The organism is Malikia spinosa, from assembly GCF_002980625.1.
GTDB lineage: Bacteria > Pseudomonadota > Gammaproteobacteria > Burkholderiales > Burkholderiaceae_C > Malikia > Malikia spinosa.
The window spans coordinates 26,245-45,048 of record NZ_PVLR01000036.1 but is presented as its reverse complement, the minus strand read 5'-3'; the positions used below and the strand labels follow the sequence as shown (position 1 = coordinate 45,048).

Sequence of the window (18,804 nt, the reverse complement as noted above, 5' to 3'; positions counted from 1 at the left end):
ATCCATGTTCCACATCGTCCTCGTCCAACCCGAAATTCCACCCAACACCGGCAACGTGATCCGGCTCTGCGCCAACACCGGCTGTAATCTGCACCTGATCGAGCCGCTGGGCTTCTCGATGGACGACAAGCTGCTGCGACGCGCCGGGCTCGACTATCACGAGTACGCCGAACTGCGTCGCCATGCCGACTGGAGCCGCTTCCTGCAGCAGATGCAACCCGACCCTAGCCGAATGTTCGCGCTCACGACCCGCGGCTCGCGCCCGGCGCACGAAGTGGCCTTCCAGCCCGGCGACTGGCTGGTGTTCGGCTCCGAGACCGCCGGCCTGCCGGCCGAACTGCGCGAAACCTTCGCGCCGGCGCAGCGGCTGCGCCTGCCGATGCGGCCCGGCCAGCGCAGCCTCAACCTGTCGAACGCGGTCGCGGTGATCGCCTTCGAGGCCTGGCGCCAGAACGGCTTCGCCGGCAGCGCCTGAACGTCGGGCGGCGGACGGGCTGCGGTACTGGCTGGCAGCAGCTCAGAACCAGCCGTCCCAGACCAGCTTGATGCCGGTCAGGAACATGCCGATATAGACCACGCGGTAGAACAGCTCGGGCGAGATGCGGCGTGCCATGCGCACGCCGATCCAGACCCCGAGCGGCGCCAGTGGCAGCAGCAACAGGGAAGTCGCCAGGTTGCGCCAGTCCAGCAGCCCCAGCCAGGCATAGGGCACCCATTTGCTGAGGTTGACGACAAAGAACAGGAAGGCCATGGTTCCGGTGAACACCACCGGCTTGAGCTTGAGCGGGATCACATAGGCATTGAGCGGCGGGCCGCCGGCATGGGCGACAAAGCTCGTGAAGCCCGAGGTCGCGCTCAGCAGCCAGCCGAGCCAGCGCGGCGCCGGCCGGTCGCCGGCGCGCGGCGGAAACAGCAAGCGCTGGGCCAGGAACAGCAGCGTCAGCACGCCGACCACCCCGGCCACCAGACGGGCGTCGAGGGTACGAAACGACAACGCACCGATCACGATCCCGACCAGCGCCGGCGGCAACAGGAAGCGCAACAGACGCCAGTCGACATCCTTGCGGAAAGCCGCCATGCCCAGCAGATCCATCACCAGCAGCAACGGCATGCAGATGGCGGCAGCCTGCGGCACGCTGATCGCGAGCGCCATCATCGGCACGGCCAGCGAACCGAAGCCGGCGCCGAAGCCGCTCTTGCTGATGCCCAGCAGCAGCACCGCCGGCACGGCGACAAAATAGAACCAGGGATCGGTGATGGGGATCAGGGTCATGTTTTTCTCCAGCCCGCACTGTACACAGCGCCAGATCCGGGCTTGGTTCAAAATCGCCACATGTTCACACCCTCTCAAGCCGACGTGCGGCGCTTCTTCTGCGCCGTCCATGCCAAGCACCAGCAAGGCCAGCCGATGGAAGCGATCGAAGTGCTGGCCAGCGAATGGATCCAGCGCCACCCGGAATACCATGCCGACCTGGCCGATATCGACGCCGCGTTGCGCCAGATGCAACAGCCCAGCGACACGCGCGAAAACCCCTTCTTGCACCTGTCGATGCACCTGAGCATCAGCGAGCAATGCTCGATCGACCAGCCGCCCGGCATCCGGCAGGCGGTCGAGCTGCTGGCCGCCCGGCGCGACTCGCTGCACGAGGCGCACCACGAAGTCATGGAGTCGCTCGGTCGCATGATCTGGGAGAGCCAGCGCGCTGGCCGACCGCCGGATGGCCAGGCCTATATCGACGAGATCAGGCGCAAGGCGACCAGCCGCTGAAGCGCCAGCCAGCCGGCCCCGCAACATCAAACAAGGAAAGACCCCGGCAGGCTGAACCCGCCGGGGTCTTCGCATCTGCAGTCTGCAGATGCAGTGGCGGCCGCCGGAGTTTGTTGTCCTGACAACCGTGGGAGCAAGGGATTGCTCCCGTCCATGTCGCCTGGCAGAGAGGACGGACCTCGGTGCGGGCGGGGTGCCTGTTGCACACAGACAGGCTCAGATTAAGGCTTCGGAAGCTGGTCCGCAAGCAGTTTTTTTCAATTTCCCTCCCCTTTTCGATAGCCATTTTCTCGGGCATTTTCTCGGCTGAAATCGTGACGATCTAATGCTCTATATTCTTTATAGATATATAAATTTGATTCATAAGTATTGACTCATTATTTGAAGAACCCTAATATTCGCTTCGCCTGCCCTTCGGGGAGGCACTTGAGACGCTGCCGAACCCGGCTAAGTTGATGACCCTAAAGGGCATTCAATGGCGACCCCCCAATCAAGGCGCACCCCAGCTCAGGCAAAGGTGCCGCGTAGAAAGGAGTGTGCTATGACAGCGCAAAATTCCACCTGGCCTACCCCCTGCCCCGGCTTCCTGCGTCCCTCCGCAGACCGTTTGTTCAGGGTCTTGTACGCCATCACCCACAGTGGCATGGCCCTGCTCGGACTGGGACTGGCCCTGGTCACCCTGATCCTGCTGACCAACCCGCAACTGCGCGGCGATGCCGAGCAAAAACTGCTGGGCTGGCTGCAACAGCGCCAGAACAGCGAAACCACGGCAGACGACGAGCCCAAGGGCACTGCCGAAGCCACCCTGGCCACCAACCTGCCCAAGGAACAGGCCCAGGTCGCGAGCTGGATCAGCCGCAAGTACCGGGTCGCCCCTGAGGCGGTCGGTGCGCTGGTTGCCGAAGCCTTTACGCTCGGCAGCAAGATCAAGCTCGATCCGACCCTGATCCTGGCCGTGATGGCAATCGAATCGCGCTTCAACCCGTTCGCGCAGAGCCCGGTCGGCGCGCAAGGCCTGATGCAAGTGCTCACCCGCGTGCACTCGGACAAGTACGAGGACTTCGGCGGCAAGCAGGCCGCCCTGGACCCGCTGGCCAACCTGCGCGTCGGCGTCAAGGTGCTGCAGGACTGCATCCGCAATGCCGGCACGATCGAGGGCGGGCTGCGCCGCTATGTCGGCGCGGTCGAGACCGACGGCAACGACTATGTCGCCAAGGTCATGGCCGAACAGCAGCGTCTGCGCAGCGTGGCGCGCGGCGTCAAGCTGCCGATCAATGCCGGCACTCCGGTGCTGGTACGCGCCACGCCGGCCAAGCCGGCGGACGACAAGCGCGAGCTCGAAGCCGATGCAGGCACCCCTGCAGCGAGCAAGCTGCAAAGCTCCTGATAAAATCACGCCCGTGCGCGACTGGCGATAGGCCGGGGCCGGCCTAGCCGTTCCCGCCGAGGTGGGATTACCACTGGGGAGCGCACAGCCAATTCAGCCGTTCGCCTGGGCAGCCCCTGTCACTGTCACGACCGCGCAGGGAAGCGTATTTTTCCAAGGACTGCCATGTACGACCGTAACATCCTGATCGAACAAACCGACCCCGAGCTGTTCGCCGCCATCCAGGCCGAGACCGCTCGCCAGGAACACCATATCGAGCTGATCGCGAGCGAGAACTATGCCTCGCCCGCCGTCATGGCCGCCCAGGGCAGCCAGCTGACCAACAAGTACGCCGAAGGCTACCCGGGCAAGCGCTACTACGGCGGCTGCGAATTCGTCGACGTCGCCGAGCAGCTCGCCATCGACCGCATCAAGCAGATCTTTGGTGCCGATGCCGCCAACGTGCAACCGCATTGCGGCGCCTCGGCCAACGAAGCCGTCTTCCTGGCCTTCCTCAAGCCCGGCGACACCATCATGGGCATGAGCCTGGCCGAAGGCGGTCACCTGACACACGGCATGCCGCTGAACATGTCGGGCAAATGGTTCAACGTCGTCTCCTACGGCCTGAACGACAAGGAAGAGATCGACTACGACGCGATGGAAGCCAAGGCGCGCGAGCACCGCCCCAAGCTGATCGTGGCCGGTGCCTCCGCCTACAGCCTGCGCATCGATTTCGAGCGCTTTGCCAAGGTAGCCAAGGAAATCGGCGCGATCTTCCTGGTCGACATGGCCCACTACGCCGGCCTGATCGCCGCGGGCGTCTACCCGAACCCGGTGCCGTTCGCCGACGTCGTGACCTCGACCACGCACAAGAGCCTGCGCGGCCCGCGCGGCGGCATCATCCTGATGAAGGCCGAGCACGAGAAGGCGATCAACTCCGCCATCTTCCCGGGCCTGCAAGGTGGTCCGCTGATGCACGTGATCGCCGCCAAGGCTGTCGCGTTCAAGGAAGCCCAGGCGCCCGAGTTCAAGGCCTACCAGGAACAGGTGATCAAGAACGCCCAGGTCATCGCCGAGACCCTGACCCAGCGCGGCCTGCGCATCGTCTCGGGTCGTACCGAGAGCCATGTCATGCTGGTCGACCTGCGCGCCAAGGGCATCACCGGCAAGGAAGCCGAAGCCGTGCTGGGTGCTGCCCACATGACGATCAACAAGAACGCGATCCCGAACGACCCGGAAAAGCCGTTCGTGACCAGCGGCGTGCGCATCGGCACCCCGGCCATGACCACCCGCGGCTTCAAGGAAGAGGAAGCCCGCCTGACGGCCAACCTGATCGCCGACGTGCTGGACAACCCGCGTGACGAGGCCAACCTCGCTGCCGTGCGCGCCAAGGTGCATGAGCTGACCAGCCGCTTCCCGGTCTACCGCTGATCGATCTGAATGCCCCGGCCTGGTGCCGGGGTTTTTCATTTCAGAACCGATGAAATGCCCTTTCTGCGGCCATGCCGAAACCCAGGTGGTGGAAACCCGTCTGTCAGAGGACAGCGGTTTCGTGCGCCGGCGCCGCCGCTGTAGCGCCTGCGACAAGCGCTTCACCACCTACGAGCGGCCCGAGGTCAGCTTTCCGATGGTGGTCAAGAAAGATGGCCGCCGGATCGAATACGACCCGGCCAAGCTGCGTGCCAGCCTGGCGCTGGCGCTGCGCAAGCGCCCGGTCAGCACCGAACAGGTCGATGCCGCGACTGAGCGGATCGAGGAAAAGCTGCTGAACCTGGCAGCGCGCGAGGTGCCGACACACCAGCTCGGCGAACTCGTGATGCGCGAACTCAAGAAGCTCGACAAGGTGGCCTATGTGCGCTTTGCCAGCGTCTACCGCAGCTTCGAGGACATCGACGACTTCAAGACCCTGGTCGACGAAGTGCGCTGAACGGCGCGGCAACCCACCCGGCCGCTCAGGCGCACCAGAGCCCGGTCGGCTGGGTGATCCCCATCCAGAGCGCCCAACCCGAAGTCGCGGCCAGGGCCAGGCCGGCCAGGCGCATGCCCCATTGGCCGGAGCCGGCGTCCTTCAGGCGCAGCAGCAGCCAGGGACCGATCACCAGCGACACCATGGTGCCGACGGCAAAGGCCGCCATCAGCAAGGCACCGCTGAGCGCGCTGGCCGACAGCGAAGCCACCAGCAGCGCCGAATAGAGCAAGCCGCAAGGCATCAAGGCCCAGCCCAGTCCGAGCACGACCGGCGCGCGCGGCCCGAGCCGGGCCAGCACCGGCCGCGTCCGGCGCCAGACGCCCTGGCCCCAGCCGTCAACGAAGGCCGGCTGACGGCCCAGAAACAGCAGGATCAGCCCCAACAGCAGCGCCGCGACATGCAGCATGATCCAGAGCGGGCGCAGCACGGCGGTCTGGGTGCCCATCCAGGCCAGGCCCTCGACCGTGCCGCCGGCGAGCGCGCCGAGCAGGCTGTAGCCCAGCAGGCGGCTGAACTGGAAGCGCCACAGCGCCAGCGTACCCGACTGGCCGTTGCCGGCGCCGCGCGCAATGCCGGCACAGGCGGCGCCACACATGGCCACGCAATGCGGCCCTCCTACCAGCCCCATCAGCAGGGCGGAAACCATCATGGACGAAAGCATGGCTGAACTGTAGCAGCCCCCCGCTACCCTTCGGGATTTCAGATGATCTTGGAGAAGCGGGCCCGGTCCTGGTCGCTCTGCAGGTACTTGTCGAAGGTCATGGCGATCGCGCGCACGAAATACCAGCCCTGCTCGGTCACCTCGAGGCTGGAGTCGCTCAAGCGGACCAGCCCCATCGCCACCATCTCGCCGAGCCGCTCGAGTTCGCGCGCAAAATGGCTCTTGAAGTCGACCAGATGGGCATCGCCCATGGCCTCGAAGTCGAGCTCGCCCTGGCACATGATGGCCATGATCACCGAGCGGCGCAGGATGTCGTCGCGGTTCAGTGCCAGTCCGCGCACGATCGGCAGCCGGCCCTGGTCGAGCGCGTCGTAGTATTCGTCCAGCGTCTTGGCGTTCTGGCTGTAGGTCGCGCCGATGCGGCCGATGGCCGAGACGCCGAGCGCGATCAGGTCGCAATCGGGCTGGGTACTGTAGCCCTGGAAGTTGCGGTGCAACCGACCCTGGCGCTTGGCGACTGCCAGCGCATCATCGGGCAACGCAAAATGGTCCATGCCGACATAGTCGTAGCCGGCATCGCCCAGCATCGCCAGCGAGTTGGCCAGCATCGACAGCTTCTCGGACGGGCTCGGCAGCTCGGCACTCAGGATGCGGCGCTGCGGCTTGAAGCGGGTCGGCAGGTGGGCATAGGCATAGAGCGCGATCCGATCGGGCCGCAGCTGCTGGATCTGCTCCAGCGTATGGCGGAAGGACTCGGGTGTCTGCTTGGGCAGACCGTAGATCAGGTCGACGTTGATCGACTCGAAGCCGATATCGCGCGCGGCCTGCACCAGCGCAAACACCTGCTCGGCCGGCTGCACGCGGTGGACGGCCTTTTGCACCGTCGGATCGAAGTCCTGCACGCCAAAGCTCAGGCGGTTGAAGCCGAGCTGGTACAGGTGCTGCAGGCGCTCGGGCGTGACGGTGCGCGGATCGACCTCGATCGAGAACTCGCCGCCGGGCGTCAGGTTGAAATGGCGCTTGATCATGTCAAGCAGGTCGCTGAGCTCGACGTCGCTCAGGAAAGTCGGCGAGCCGCCGCCCAGATGCAACTGCGACACGTTGTAGCCACGGCCGAAATGCTCGACCTGCAGCTCGAGCTCACGCGACAGGTAGCGCAGGTATTCGGCCGATTTGCTGTGGTGCTTGGTGATGACCTTGTTGCAGGCGCAGTAGTAGCAGAGCGACTCGCAGAAAGGAATATGCACATAGAGCGACAATGGCAGCGCCATGGAACCGGCGCGGCGCTGCTCCAGCGCCTGGATATAGTCGTCACAGCCGAAGGCCTCGACGAAGCGGTCGGCGGTGGGGTAAGAGGTGTAGCGCGGCCCCGGCACATCGAAGCGCCGGAGAAGTTGCTCGTCGATTGCATGGCTCACGGGCTGGTTCTCCAAGGTTGGAAGCGACTGTGCCGCATATTGCCAAAACTGCCCTTGACCTGGGTCAAACAAGAATTTATGCCGATTGCAAAAAAAGTCCAATCCATGACGAGCAGCCAGGGACGACCGTCTCAGGCGCCCATGAGCCTGCCCGCTAGAATGCCTGATTGATTGAACATCATTATGGATATACACAGCATCAAAGTGGCCTGTTCCAGTTGCAACCTGCGCGAGCTCTGCATGCCTGTGGGCTTGAGCCCGGACGAGATGAGCCGGCTCGATAGCGTGATCAGCACGCGCAAGCGCGTCAAGCGCGGCAGCGCGCTGTTCAACAACGGCGACCGCTTCTCCTCGCTCTATGCCGTGCGCTCGGGCTTCTTCAAGACCCGAGTCACATCGGTGGATGGACGCGACCAGGTCACGGGTTTCCAGATGACGGGCGAGATCCTCGGCATGGATGGCATCGTCAACGACCATCACAGCTGCGATGCGGTGGCGCTGGAAGATGCCGAGGTCTGCGTGATGCCGTTCGACCGGATCGAATCGCTGTCGCGCGAATTCAGCGCGCTGCAGCACCATGTACACAAGATCATGAGCCGCGAGATCGTGCGCGACCATGGCGTCATGCTGCTGCTGGGCAGCATGCGGGCCGAGGAAAGGCTGGCGGCCTTCCTGCTCAACCTGGTGCAGCGCCTGCATTCACGCGGCTTCTCGCAGTCCGAATTGGTGCTGCGCATGACGCGCGAGGAGATCGGCAGCTACCTGGGCATGAAGCTCGAGACCGTCAGCCGGACTTTCTCGAAGTTCGTCGAGGAAGGCATCATCGAGGTCAAGCAGCGCCATGTCCAGATCAAGGACACCGAGGCGCTGCGCCGGCTGGTCAACCCGCCATCGGGTAGCTGAGCTACCGGCTCCTCACTTGTCGGTCACGACCAGCGGCGAAGCGACATGGTTGCGCGCCTTCATCGCGGGCTCCAGGCTGTCGCGCTGCTCGGGCGTGAGCGGCTGACCGACGCGCTGCGACTCGGTCGAGCTGTCGCGCTCCAGCACCGGATCGGGCTGATGGGCGGCAATCATGTACGTGGTGATCGAAGCGCAAACGACCAGCAGCGGGCCGCCCACCACCAGCCACATCATGGGCTCCCGATACCAGACCTGGCCCTTTGAGTTCTTGTGTTCCATGCTTGCCAATCTCGATAAATGAAGACGCCCTGGAGACCGCTAGCGGTCATCCAGGGCTGTCAAGCGAGCCCGCAGGCTCGGATCGTGCCGCTCAAGAATTACTTGGACGGGTGCGACAGGCCCCAGACATAACCGGTCAGCACATGCAGCTGGTCTTCGGTCAGCTTGGACTGCTGGGCCGGCATCACGTTGGTCTTGCCTTCGTTGATCATCTTCACGATGAAGTCGGCACCAAAGCCATGCAGCCAGATATTGTCGGTCAGGTTGGGAGCCCCCACAGCCGGGTTGCCCTTGCCGTCGGCGCCGTGGCAGGCGGCGCAAGCCGCAAACTTCTCCTTGCCAAGGGCAGCCTTGACCGGGTCGCTCGCGCTGCCCGACAGGCTCAGCACATATTCGGCCACGTTGCGCACATCGTCCGAGGTACCGACGGCAGCGGCCATCGGAGGCATGACGCCCATGCGGCCGTTGGCGATCGTGTTCTTGATATGTGCGGCGCTGCCGTCACCCAGCCAGTCGCTGTCGGTCAGGTTCGGGAAGCTCTTGCCACCACGCGCGTCGGCGCCATGGCACTGGGAGCAGAAGTTCTGGTACAGGCGGTCACCGATCAGCTGGGCCTTGGGGTCCTTGGCCAGTTCCTCGACCGACATGCCCTTGAACTTCTCGTAGACCGGCGCGATCAGCGCCTTGAGCTTCTCGCCTTCCTTGGCGTGCTGACCGGCCGAGGTCCAGCCGAGCTGGCCGCCACTGGTACCCAGGGTCGGATACAGGAAGGCATAGCCGATCGCGAACACGATCGTGATCCAGAACAGGCCGACCCACCACTTGGGCAGCGGGTTGTTCATTTCCTGCAGGTCGCCGTCCCAGACATGACCCGTGGTATTGCCGGGGTTGAACTTGACCTTACCGTTGCTCCACAGCACCCACACGCAGTAGGCAATGGAAGCCACCACAATGACGGTTACATACCATGCCCAGAAGCCGTTTACAAAGTCGCTCATGATGGTTCTCTTTCTCGTTATTCGTCTCGGAAGGGGAGACCGGACGCCTCATCGAAGTCAGACTTGTTCCGTCCGGAGCAGGCCCAGGCCATGATGGCAATGAATGCCACGAAGCTGATCAGTGTCACGCCTATGCGCACATCGGTGATGTCCATGTCGCCCCTCCTCTGTTACTTGATGGCGGTGCCGAGAACCTGCAGATAGGCAATCACGGCGTCGAGCTCGGTCTTGCCCTTGACGTCGTCGGCAGCCTTGGCGACTTCCTCGTCGCTATAGGGCACGCCCAGCGTCTTCATCGCAGCCAAGCGGCCTGGCATGACAGAGGCGTCGACCAGATCCTTTTCCAACCAGGGATAAGCCGGCATGATGGACTCAGGCACCACGTCACGCGGGTTGATCAGGTGGATGCGGTGCCACTCGTCGGAATAGCGGCCGCCCACGCGGGCCAGATCGGGACCGGTGCGCTTGGAACCCCACTGGAAGGGACGGTCATAGACCGACTCGCCAGCGCGCGAATAAGGACCGTAGCGCAGCGTCTCGGCCTGGAAGGGACGAATCATCTGCGAGTGGCAGTTGTAGCAGCCCTCACGGATGTAGACATCACGACCGGCCAGTTGCAGCGAGGTATAGGGCTTGAGGCCCTCGACCGGCTGGGTAGTCGACTTCTGGAAGAACAGCGGGACGATCTCGAGCAGACCGCCGACCGACAGCACCAGCGTGACCAGGACGATCATCAGGAAGTTGCTGGTCTCGATCCGCTCGTGACCCTTGACGGGTGCGTTGTGGTTAGCCATTTATCTTTACTCCTCAGGCGTGGGCAGCGACGGCAGGGATTTGCACTGCAGGCAAGGAGCCCACCTTGAGGCCTTGACGCGCGGTCATCACGGTGTTCCACAGCATCAGGCACATGCCGGACAGATACAGCAGACCGCCGACCAGACGGATGATGTAGAAGGGAATGGACGCCTTGACCGACTGCACGAAGGTGTAGGTCAGGGTGCCATCGTCGTTGAGGGCACGCCACATCAGACCCTGGGTCACGCCCGAGATCCACAGCGCGGCGATGTAGAGCACGATGCCGACGGTAGCGAGCCAGAAGTGCAGTTCGATGGCGGGCACCGAATACATCTTCTTCTGGCCGTACAGGCGTGGGATCAGGTAGTAGAGCGAACCCATGGTCACCAGGCCAACCCAGCCCAGGGCGCCCGAGTGCACGTGGCCCACGGTCCAGTCGGTGTAGTGCGACAGCGCGTTGACGGTCTTGATCGCCATCATCGGGCCTTCGAAGGTCGACATGCCGTAGAAGGACAGCGACACGATCAGGAAACGCAGGATCGGATCGTCACGCAGCTTGTGCCAGGCGCCCGACAGGGTCATGATGCCGTTGATCATGCCGCCCCAGGACGGAGCCAGCAGGATCAGCGAGAAGATCATGCCGACCGACTGGGTCCAGTCCGGCAGCGCGGTGTAGTGCAGGTGGTGCGGACCCGCCCACATGTAGGTGAAGATCAGCGCCCAGAAGTGGACGATCGACAGGCGATAGGAGTAGACCGGACGCTCAGCCTGCTTCGGGATGAAGTAGTACATCATGCCCAGGAAGGCGGCGGTCAGGAAGAAGCCGACCGCGTTGTGGCCGTACCACCACTGCACCATCGCATCGGCAGCACCGGCATAGGCCGAGTAGGAGTGCAGCAGGCCGGTCGGCAGCGCGGCGCTGTTGACGATGTGCAGCAGCGCGACGGCGATGATGAAGGCGCCGAAGAACCAGTTGGCCACGTAGATGTGACGCACCTTGCGGGTACCGACGGTGCCGAAGAACACGATGGCATAGGCGACCCAGACCAGGGTGATCAGCACGTCGATCGGCCAGATCAGTTCGGCATATTCCTTGCCCTGGGTGTAGCCCAGCGGCAACGAGATCACTGCCAGCAGGATGACCAGCTGCCAACCCCAGAAGGTGAAGGTGGCCAGCGGGCCGGCAAACAGACGGGTCTGGCAGGTGCGCTGCACCACGTAGTAGCTGGTGGCGAACAGGCCGCAACCGCCGAAGGCGAAGATCACTGCATTGGTATGCAGCGGGCGCAGGCGACCGAACGAAGTCCAGGGCAGACCGAGGTTGAGCTCGGGGAAAGCGAGCTGGGAGGCGATGATCACGCCGACCAGCATGCCAACCACGCCCCAGATCACGGTCATGATGGCAAACTGCCGGATGACCTTGTCGTCGTAGATTCCCGGTAGGGAATCCCTTGTTGTCACTGACATACAAACACTCCTATTAAAACACTGCTTTGAAGTTTCGACCCTGACAGCCAAATGGGTATTGACCTGCGTCAATCCCCATGAAAAATGCGCTGGCCTTCACGCTCCACGTTATCGAATTGTCCGCCTTGCAAGGCCCACCAGAACAGTCCCATGATGCCAAGCACCAGCAGGACCGACAAGGGAATGAGCAGATACATGGATTCCATCGTTGACCTCTCCATCAAACAGGGCGGGATTGTGGCGGACGCGCCAGCCGCAGCGCATTGCCGATGACCAACAGTGAGCTGGCCGCCATGCCCAGCCCGGCCAGCCAGGGCGGCATCCAGCCAGCCAGCGCCAGCGGAACAGCCACCAGGTTGTAGACCGCAGCCCACAACAGGTTCTGGCGCACGACCGCCAGGGTCTTGCGCGCCAGCACAATCGCCGCGACCAGCTCGTCGAGCTGGCCGCTTTGCACCACGAAATCGGATTGCGCCTGCGCCAGCGGTGCGCCATGGCCGAGCGCGAAGGAACTGTCGGCCCGCGCCAGCACCGGACCGTCGTTGAGACCGTCGCCGACCATGGCCAGGCGATGGCCCTGCTGTTGCAGCGCAAGCACCTCGGCGAGCTTGCGCTCGGGACTGGCCTGCGCGACCACCTGGGTGATGCCGAGCTGGCGCGCCACGCGCTCGGCCGCCTGCGACTGGTCGCCCGAGAGCAGTCGGGTCTCGAGCCCGAGCGCATGCAGCTGTGCCACCACGGCGGCGGCCTCCTCGCGCACGCCCTCGTCGAGCACGAAGGTGGCAAGCCAGCCACTGGCATCGACCAGATAGCTGCAGGGCTGACCCTCGACCGACTGGCCTGCGCCGAGCAGACCGGCTTCGTCAAGACCGCAGAAGCCGGCCGACCCGAGCTTGAGCAGGCTGTCGCCCTGCCCCGCCTGCAAGCCCAGGCCCGGCAGTTCCTGCACTTCGCTGAAGGCCGACAGCGCCAGGCCCTGCTCCTGGGCGGCACGCGCGATGGCACGCGAGACCGGATGCAGCGAAGCGCTGGCCAAGGGCGCCGCCTGTTGCAGCGCCTGTGCCGGCGCCAGGCCGGAGCGAACCAGGACCTGGCTCAGCACCAGCCGGTCGCGCGTCAGCGTGCCGGTCTTGTCAAAGACGACGGTGTCGATGCCGGCGAGCACCTCGAAGGCCTGCAGCCGCCGCACCAGCACGCCGCGCTTGGCAAGCGCGCCAGCGGCCGCCAGCATGGCGACCGGAGTCGCCAGCGACAAGGCGCAGGGACAGGTCACGATCAGCACCGCGACCGCGACCGCGATCGCCTGGTCCGGATCGATCTGCCACCACCACCAGCCCGACAGGGCCGCCGCCAGCAGCACGGCGAACAGGAAAGGCGCGGCGATCCGGTCGGCGAGCTGGGCCAGGCGCGGCTTCTCGGTCGAGGCACGCTCCATCAGCTGGACGATCTGGGCAAAGCGGGTGTCGCGGCCCAGGCGCTCGATGCGCATCAGCGCGGCGCCCGCGAGGTTGTAGCTGCCCGCCACCAGCGCCTCGCCCTGGCGACGCGTGACGGGATGGGATTCTCCAGTCAGCAAGGCCTCGTCGACCGTGGCACCGGCGCTCAGCAGCAGGCCGTCGCCCGGGAAGGCCTGGCCGGCCTGCACCCGCACCACATCGCCCGGCTGCAGCCGCTTGAGCGAGATCGACTCGAAAGCGCCATCGGCCTGCTGGCGCTCGCAGCGCTCGGGCAGGCGGTTGATCAGCGCATCGAGGGCACCGGCGGTGCGGTCGCGCGCCTTGAGTTCGAGGTAGCGCCCGCCGAGCAGGAAGAAGACGAACATGGTCAGCGAGTCGTACCAGATCTCGCTGCCCCAAGGACCGGTCGGGTCGAAGGTGGCGCCGCTGCTGGCGATGAAGGTCACCAGGATGCCGATCGAGACCGGGGTATCCATGCCGACGCGACCACGCCGGAGGTCGCGCCAGGCATTGCCAAAGAAGGGGCCGCTGGCAAACAGCAGCACCGGCACGCTCAGGATCCAGCAGGCCCAGCGCAACAGATGCAGCAGGTCGGGCGCGATATCGCCGGGCTCGGTGACATACATCGGCGTCGTGTACATCATGACCTGCATCATGCAAAAGCCCGCGACGAACAGGCGCCAGAGCGCCTTGCGCGTCTCGGCCTGGCGCTCGCTGACGCTGAGCGCCTGCTGCAGCGGCAGCAGCCGGTAGCCGGCATCGCCGACCGCGCGCGCCAGGTCGGAAATCCGGACCAGCGCCGGGTCCCAGCGCACGATCAGGCGCCGCGTCGCCGCATGGACCTGTGCCGACAGCACGCCAGGCTTGCCGGCTATCGCCGACTCGACCGCATCGGAGCAGGCCGCGCAATACATGCCCTGCACCAGCAGCACCGATTCGCAGGCCGGCCGCCCCTGGACCTCGCAGTCCTGGGTGAAGTCCTGCTGCTCGACCGGGTCGTCGAGCACGCTGAAATCATCGGTGACCGTCAGCGGTCCCCGATGCTGGCCCAACAGCCATCCACCCACGCCCTCGACGGGCGCTGGATTGCTGCCAAAAGCCTGGATATCTGCCATAGTCGCACATTATCTCAGGGTATTCTGACGCTGCCTGACCTGGGTCAAGCCTGTCTGTGCGCAGCAGGCGGTCGGCGGGCATAAACTGCAGCCATATCACCATCGTTCACGCAATAGGGGGTTTAATGTACAAGCGCATATTGGTGGCCACCGATGGCTCCAAACTGTCCGAGGCAGCCGTCGAGCACGCCTTGAACCTGGCTGACCTCACGGGCGCCGAGGTGGTCGCACTCAAGGTGGTGCCGCTCTACCCGCAGACCTATTTCGAGGGTGGCGTCGGCGTGGATGCCGAGGAGATCAAGCGCATAGAGCAGCAGTGGCAGGACGAGGCCTTGCTGGTGGTCAACGCGATCAAGTCCGAGGGCCAGAAGCGCCAGATCAAGGTCAAGGCCGCGACCGCCAAGTCCGATCTGGTGTCAGAAGCCATCATCACCACGGCCAAGCGCAACAAATGCGACCTGATCGTGATGGCCTCGCACGGCCGCAAGGGCATCAAGCGCCTGCTGCTGGGCAGCGAGACGCAGCAGGTGCTGACCCACTCGCATATTCCGGTGCTGGTGCTGCGCTAGGGACCAGGCCAAGCCGGACCCGGGCCTGGCCCGGTCATGTGCCGGCGGGTCAGGCCAATCAGGCCGCAGGCTGGCGCCGCGCCCACAGCCAGAGCAGGAAACCGGCCAGGATCATCGGTAGCGACAGCCACTGGCCCATGCTCAATCCCATCTGCAGCAGGCCGAGGTGGGCATCGGGCTCGCGGAAATATTCGGCAATGAAGCGCATCAGGCCGTAGCCGGCCAGGAAGGCGGCCGAAACCTCGCCGCGACGCCGTGGCCGGCGTGCGTAGAGCCAGAGCAGGACGAACAGCAGCAGGCCTTCGAGCGCGAACTGGTAGAGCTGCGACGGGTGACGCGGCAGGTCGCCAGCGCCACGGAACAGCATGGCCCAGGGCAACGCGGGATCGGCGACCCGGCCCCAGAGCTCGCCATTGATGAAGTTGCCAATGCGCCCGGCCGCAAGTCCGGTCGGCACGCAAGGCGCGATGAAGTCCATCACCTGCAGCCAGGGCTTGTGGCGCGAATGCGCGAACCAGACCATTGCCAGCAGCACGCCGAGCATGCCGCCGTGAAAGCTCATGCCACCCTCCCAGACCGCGAACACCTTGAGCGGATGGGCCAGGTACTCGAGCGGCTTGTAGAACAGCACATAGCCGATCCGGCCGCCGAGCACGACGCCCAGCACACCCAGGAACAGGATGTCCTCGACATCGCGCGCGCTCCAGGCGCCCCGCCCTTCGATCGGCGCAAAGGACGGATGACGCAGGCGCCGCCGGCCCAGCCAGACGAACATCAGGAAGGCTGCCAGATAGGTCAGTCCATACCAGTGGACGGACAAGGGCCCCAGGCGCAGGGCCACCGGATCGATTTGCGGATGGATCAACATGGGGCCATTGTGCCAGCGCGGCAGGCCCGGTCCGGCCTGGTCAGCGCCCCAACCCCCGTCAGCGCCGGTCCAGCGGCGGCAAGCCCAGGCGTCGGCGGCCCTCGTCCAGGCGCCGGCGCCGGCGCTCGTCCATCTTCACGCTGGCCTGGCGCTTGGTGTAGCCGAAATGGTCAGCCCACCACCACCAGAGCACGGCCGCCCCGAAGGGCGACAGCACCCACCACCAGTCCCAGGCTGCGACCGGCTCGATTTGCAGGTACTTGAGCAGCGCCAGCCCCAGCCCCAGCAGCAACAGATACATCGCAAACTCCCTGCCGCGAACGCGGCTTGTCATGGTCTTGCATGGTAGCCCCGCCGCGCCAAAAAAAACAGCCCGCCAAGGGGCGGGCTGCTGACTGAGTCAAAGGCGGACTCAGTTGGACTGGGACAGCTGGTCGAGGATATGCGGGTTTTCGAGCGTCGAGGTGTCCTGGGTCACGGCCTCGCCCTTGGCCAGCGAGCGCAGCAGACGGCGCATGATCTTGCCGGAACGGGTCTTGGGCAGGTTCTCGCCGAAGCGGATTTCCTTGGGCTTGGCGATCGGACCGATCTCCTTGGCGACCCAGTTGCGCAGCTCATTGGCCAGCTTCTTGGCGTCTTCGCCGGTCGGCACCTGGCCCTTGAGCACGACGAAGGCGACGATGGCCTCGCCGGTCAGGTCGTCCGGACGGCCGACCACGGCGGCCTCGGCCACCAGATCGGTCTTGGCGACCAGCGCGGACTCGATCTCCATCGTGCCCATGCGGTGACCCGAGACGTTGAGCACGTCGTCGATGCGGCCCGTGATGCGGAAATAGCCGCGGTCCTCGCTGCGCACCGCGCCGTCACCGGCCAGGTAGTAGCCCTTGAGTTCCTCGGGGAAGTAGCTCTTCTTGAAACGCTCGGGGTCGCCCCAGATGGTGCGGATCATCGAAGGCCAGGGCTTCTTGACCACCAGGATGCCGCCCGAGCCGTTGGGCACGTCGTTGCCCATCTCGTCGACGATGGCGGTCGTGATGCCCGGCAGCGGCAGGGTGCAGGAGCCCGGCACCAGCGGCGTCGCGCCCGGCAGCGGGGTGATCATGTGACCACCGGTCTCGGTCTGCCAGAAGGTGTCGACGATCGGGCAACGCTCGCCGCCGATGTGCTTGTAGTACCACATCCAGGCTTCGGGGTTGATCGGCTCGCCGACCGAACCCAGGATGCGCAGGCTCGACAGGTCGAAGTTCTTCGGCTGCAGCTTCTCGTCACTGTCGCAGGCCTTGATCAGCGAGCGGATCGCGGTCGGCGCGGTGTAGAAGATGGTGCACTTGTGCTTCTCGATCATCTGCCAGAAGCGGCCGGCGTTCGGATAGGTCGGCACGCCCTCGAAGATGATCTGGGTCGCGCCAGCAGCCAGCGGGCCGTAGGCGACATAGCTGTGGCCGGTGATCCAGCCGATGTCGGCGGTACACCAGAAGATGTCGCTGTCCTTCAGGTCGAAGGTCCAGTCCATGGTCATCTTGGCCCACAGCAGGTAGCCACCGGTGCTGTGCTGCACGCCCTTGGGCTTGCCGGTCGAGCCCGAGGTGTAGAGCACGAACAGCGGGTGCTCGGCGCCCACCATCTCGGCCGGGCAAACGTCGGACTGGGCCGCCATTTCCTCGTGCATGAAGCTGTCGCGGCCCTCGACCATGTTGACCGCGGTCGGCGTGCGCTGGAACACGATCACGTTGCGGATGGTCTTGCAGTCGCCCTGGGTGATGGCCTCGTCGACGATGGCCTTGAGCGGCAGCTCCTTGCCGCCGCGCATCTGGTAGTTGGCGGTGATCACGGCCACGGCGCCGGCGTCGTTGATGCGCTCTTCGAGTGCCTTGGCCGAGAAGCCGCCGAACACCACGCTGTGGGTGGCGCCGATGCGGGCGCAAGCCTGCATCGCGATCACACCCTCAACCGTCATCGGCATGTAGATCACGACCCGGTCGCCCTTCTGGACGCCCTTGGACTTGAGCACGTTGGCAAACTGCGACACCTTGGCCAGCAGTTCCTTGTAGCTAACCTGGGTGACTTCGCCGCCGTCGGCCTCGAAGATGATCGCGGTCTTGTTCTCGACCGGGGTGCCCATGTGGCGATCCAGGCAGTTGAAGGAGGCGTTGAGCTCGCCATCAGCAAACCACTGGTAGAACGGCGCGTTCGAGCTGTCGAGCGTCTGGGTAAACGGCTTGTGCCAGCTCAGGTGCTCGCGGGCACGCTTGGCCCAGAAGCCCTCGAAGTCCTGCTCGGCCTCGGCGCACAGCGCGTGGTACGAATCCATGCCCGAGATGCGGGCGGCTGCGACGGTGGCAGCGCTGGGCTCGAAAACGCGGTTCTCGACCAGGGTGGACTGGATGGCTGACGAAGGTGCTGTCATGGGGTCTCCTCTGTAATTGCTCGATGATGGCTATCGACATGAATGTGCGCGGCCTCTCTGACGAGGCTCTTACACCGCCAGCCGGGCAAGGCCGCACGCGCCCCCTACAATTGATGCGCCAACCCAAACCCACGCAATGAGCTCCATCAAGACCGACCCCACCCAGCCGATAGGCCCCTTGTCGCAACTGATCTTTGCCAGTCGTTGGCTGCAGTTACCGCTCTACCTCGGCCTGATTGCCGCCCAGGGCATTTATGTCTATCATTTCTGGGTCGAGTTGATCCACTTGATCGAGGCCGCTTTCGGCAACCAGAACGCGCTCAACGCGCTGGTCACCAGCATGGGCTACAAGACCGGCTCTGAGGTGACGGCGCTCAACGAGACCATCATCATGCTGGTGGTGCTCGCGCTGATCGACGTCGTCATGATCTCGAACCTGCTGATCATGGTGATCGTCGGCGGCTACGAGACCTTCGTCAGCCGGATGGGCCTCGAAAGCCACCCCGACCAGCCCGAGTGGCTCAGCCATGTCAATGCCTCGGTGCTCAAGGTCAAGCTGGCCACCGCCATCATCGGCATCTCGTCGATCCACCTGCTCAAGACCTTCATCAACGCCGCCAACTACGACGAGAAGGTGCTGATGTGGCAGACCATCATCCACGCCGTGTTCCTGCTCAGCGCGATGGCGATCGCCTTCACCGACCGCCTGCTGAACCTGTCCGCCGCCGAAAAGCACTGAAGCCGACCCTTTTTTGACCCCCTGA

General features: G+C 64.6%; 21 protein-coding genes and 1 riboswitch. Of the genes, 8 read left to right on the top strand and 13 right to left on the bottom strand.

Annotated features, from left to right (window positions below; all coding sequences use genetic code 11):
• The first annotated feature begins 4 nt into the window (after positions 1-4).
• Positions 5-475 (top strand): tRNA (uridine(34)/cytosine(34)/5-carboxymethylaminomethyluridine(34)-2'-O)-methyltransferase TrmL, encoded by a 471-nt coding sequence (trmL, locus tag C6P61_RS12285; RefSeq protein ID WP_105730220.1) that lies wholly within the window; start codon positions 5-7, stop codon positions 473-475.
• Between the two features lie 42 nt (positions 476-517).
• On the opposite strand, the gene C6P61_RS12280 is transcribed toward trmL, so the two are convergent.
• Entirely contained in the window at positions 518-1,273 is a 756-nt protein-coding gene (locus tag C6P61_RS12280) for a sulfite exporter TauE/SafE family protein (protein ID WP_105730219.1), read from the bottom strand.
• Positions 1,274-1,333: 60 nt separating this feature from the next.
• On the opposite strand from C6P61_RS12280, the gene C6P61_RS12275 reads away from it, so the two are divergent.
• From C6P61_RS12275 to nrdR, 4 genes are all read left to right on the top strand, one after another.
• The gene (locus tag C6P61_RS12275) at positions 1,334-1,768 is read left to right on the top strand and encodes a DUF1841 family protein (protein WP_105730218.1); all 435 of its coding nucleotides are present in this window, start codon (positions 1,334-1,336) and stop codon (positions 1,766-1,768) included.
• Positions 1,769-2,411: 643 nt separating this feature from the next.
• Entirely contained in the window at positions 2,412-3,155 is a 744-nt protein-coding gene (locus C6P61_RS12270; RefSeq protein ID WP_237491028.1) for a lytic transglycosylase domain-containing protein, read from the top strand.
• 7 nt (positions 3,156-3,162) lie between these two features.
• A riboswitch (ZMP/ZTP riboswitch) is annotated at positions 3,163-3,273 on the top strand.
• A gap of 47 nt (positions 3,274-3,320) precedes the next feature.
• Positions 3,321-4,565: a serine hydroxymethyltransferase gene (gene glyA / locus C6P61_RS12265; protein ID WP_105730216.1), complete on the top strand. Its 1,245-nt coding sequence runs from the start codon at positions 3,321-3,323 to the stop codon at positions 4,563-4,565.
• Positions 4,566-4,614: 49 nt separating this feature from the next.
• The gene (gene nrdR, locus C6P61_RS12260) at positions 4,615-5,061 is read left to right on the top strand and encodes a transcriptional regulator NrdR (RefSeq protein ID WP_105730215.1); all 447 of its coding nucleotides are present in this window, start codon (positions 4,615-4,617) and stop codon (positions 5,059-5,061) included.
• Between the two features lie 25 nt (positions 5,062-5,086).
• On the opposite strand, the gene C6P61_RS12255 is transcribed toward nrdR, so the two are convergent.
• The gene (locus tag C6P61_RS12255) at positions 5,087-5,752 is read right to left on the bottom strand and encodes a sulfite exporter TauE/SafE family protein (protein WP_342352628.1); all 666 of its coding nucleotides are present in this window, start codon (positions 5,750-5,752) and stop codon (positions 5,087-5,089) included.
• A gap of 50 nt (positions 5,753-5,802) precedes the next feature.
• Positions 5,803-7,182 (bottom strand): oxygen-independent coproporphyrinogen III oxidase, encoded by a 1,380-nt coding sequence (hemN, locus tag C6P61_RS12250; RefSeq protein ID WP_105730320.1) that lies wholly within the window; start codon positions 7,180-7,182, stop codon positions 5,803-5,805.
• Between the two features lie 183 nt (positions 7,183-7,365).
• Between hemN and fnr the strand changes: the two genes are divergently transcribed.
• Positions 7,366-8,085 (top strand): fumarate/nitrate reduction transcriptional regulator Fnr, encoded by a 720-nt coding sequence (gene fnr / locus C6P61_RS12245; RefSeq protein ID WP_105730213.1) that lies wholly within the window; start codon positions 7,366-7,368, stop codon positions 8,083-8,085.
• Positions 8,086-8,097: 12 nt separating this feature from the next.
• Here the strand turns inward: fnr and C6P61_RS12240 are convergent, their stop codons facing one another.
• The 7 genes from C6P61_RS12240 to C6P61_RS12210 all read right to left on the bottom strand — a co-directional run bounded on the left by C6P61_RS12240 (position 8,098) and on the right by C6P61_RS12210 (position 14,196).
• Positions 8,098-8,364, bottom strand: coding sequence for a hypothetical protein (locus C6P61_RS12240; protein ID WP_105730212.1), 267 nt, complete (start codon positions 8,362-8,364; stop codon positions 8,098-8,100).
• Between the two features lie 98 nt (positions 8,365-8,462).
• Positions 8,463-9,362, bottom strand: coding sequence for a cytochrome-c oxidase, cbb3-type subunit III (gene ccoP, locus C6P61_RS12235; protein ID WP_105730211.1), 900 nt, complete (start codon positions 9,360-9,362; stop codon positions 8,463-8,465).
• Positions 9,363-9,379: 17 nt separating this feature from the next.
• A complete protein-coding gene (locus C6P61_RS12230; RefSeq protein WP_105730210.1) occupies positions 9,380-9,517 on the bottom strand; it encodes a cbb3-type cytochrome oxidase subunit 3 in 138 nt (45 codons plus the stop codon).
• Between the two features lie 15 nt (positions 9,518-9,532).
• Positions 9,533-10,156, bottom strand: coding sequence for a cytochrome-c oxidase, cbb3-type subunit II (ccoO, locus tag C6P61_RS12225; RefSeq protein WP_105730209.1), 624 nt, complete (start codon positions 10,154-10,156; stop codon positions 9,533-9,535).
• Between the two features lie 13 nt (positions 10,157-10,169).
• Positions 10,170-11,624, bottom strand: a complete 1,455-nt coding sequence (gene ccoN / locus C6P61_RS12220; protein ID WP_105730208.1) for a cytochrome-c oxidase, cbb3-type subunit I — start codon at positions 11,622-11,624, stop codon at positions 10,170-10,172.
• Positions 11,625-11,692: 68 nt separating this feature from the next.
• A complete protein-coding gene (ccoS, locus tag C6P61_RS12215; protein WP_105730319.1) occupies positions 11,693-11,830 on the bottom strand; it encodes a cbb3-type cytochrome oxidase assembly protein CcoS in 138 nt (45 codons plus the stop codon).
• A 14-nt stretch (positions 11,831-11,844) separates the two neighbouring features.
• Complete coding sequence (locus C6P61_RS12210; protein WP_105730207.1) at positions 11,845-14,196, bottom strand: heavy metal translocating P-type ATPase; 2,352 nt, start codon at positions 14,194-14,196, stop codon at positions 11,845-11,847.
• Positions 14,197-14,321: 125 nt separating this feature from the next.
• Between C6P61_RS12210 and C6P61_RS12205 the strand changes: the two genes are divergently transcribed.
• Positions 14,322-14,765, top strand: coding sequence for a universal stress protein (locus C6P61_RS12205; protein WP_105730206.1), 444 nt, complete (start codon positions 14,322-14,324; stop codon positions 14,763-14,765).
• A gap of 58 nt (positions 14,766-14,823) precedes the next feature.
• On the opposite strand, the gene lgt is transcribed toward C6P61_RS12205, so the two are convergent.
• The 3 genes from lgt to acs all read right to left on the bottom strand — a co-directional run bounded on the left by lgt (position 14,824) and on the right by acs (position 18,040).
• Positions 14,824-15,633: a prolipoprotein diacylglyceryl transferase gene (gene lgt, locus C6P61_RS12200; protein WP_105730205.1), complete on the bottom strand. Its 810-nt coding sequence runs from the start codon at positions 15,631-15,633 to the stop codon at positions 14,824-14,826.
• Positions 15,634-15,691: 58 nt separating this feature from the next.
• The gene (locus tag C6P61_RS12195; RefSeq protein WP_105730204.1) at positions 15,692-15,934 is read right to left on the bottom strand and encodes a TIGR04438 family Trp-rich protein; all 243 of its coding nucleotides are present in this window, start codon (positions 15,932-15,934) and stop codon (positions 15,692-15,694) included.
• 111 nt (positions 15,935-16,045) lie between these two features.
• Positions 16,046-18,040: an acetate--CoA ligase gene (gene acs, locus C6P61_RS12190; RefSeq protein ID WP_105730203.1), complete on the bottom strand. Its 1,995-nt coding sequence runs from the start codon at positions 18,038-18,040 to the stop codon at positions 16,046-16,048.
• A 136-nt stretch (positions 18,041-18,176) separates the two neighbouring features.
• On the opposite strand from acs, the gene C6P61_RS12185 reads away from it, so the two are divergent.
• The gene (locus tag C6P61_RS12185) at positions 18,177-18,779 is read left to right on the top strand and encodes a TIGR00645 family protein (protein WP_105730202.1); all 603 of its coding nucleotides are present in this window, start codon (positions 18,177-18,179) and stop codon (positions 18,777-18,779) included.
• Positions 18,780-18,804: the final 25 nt, after the last annotated feature.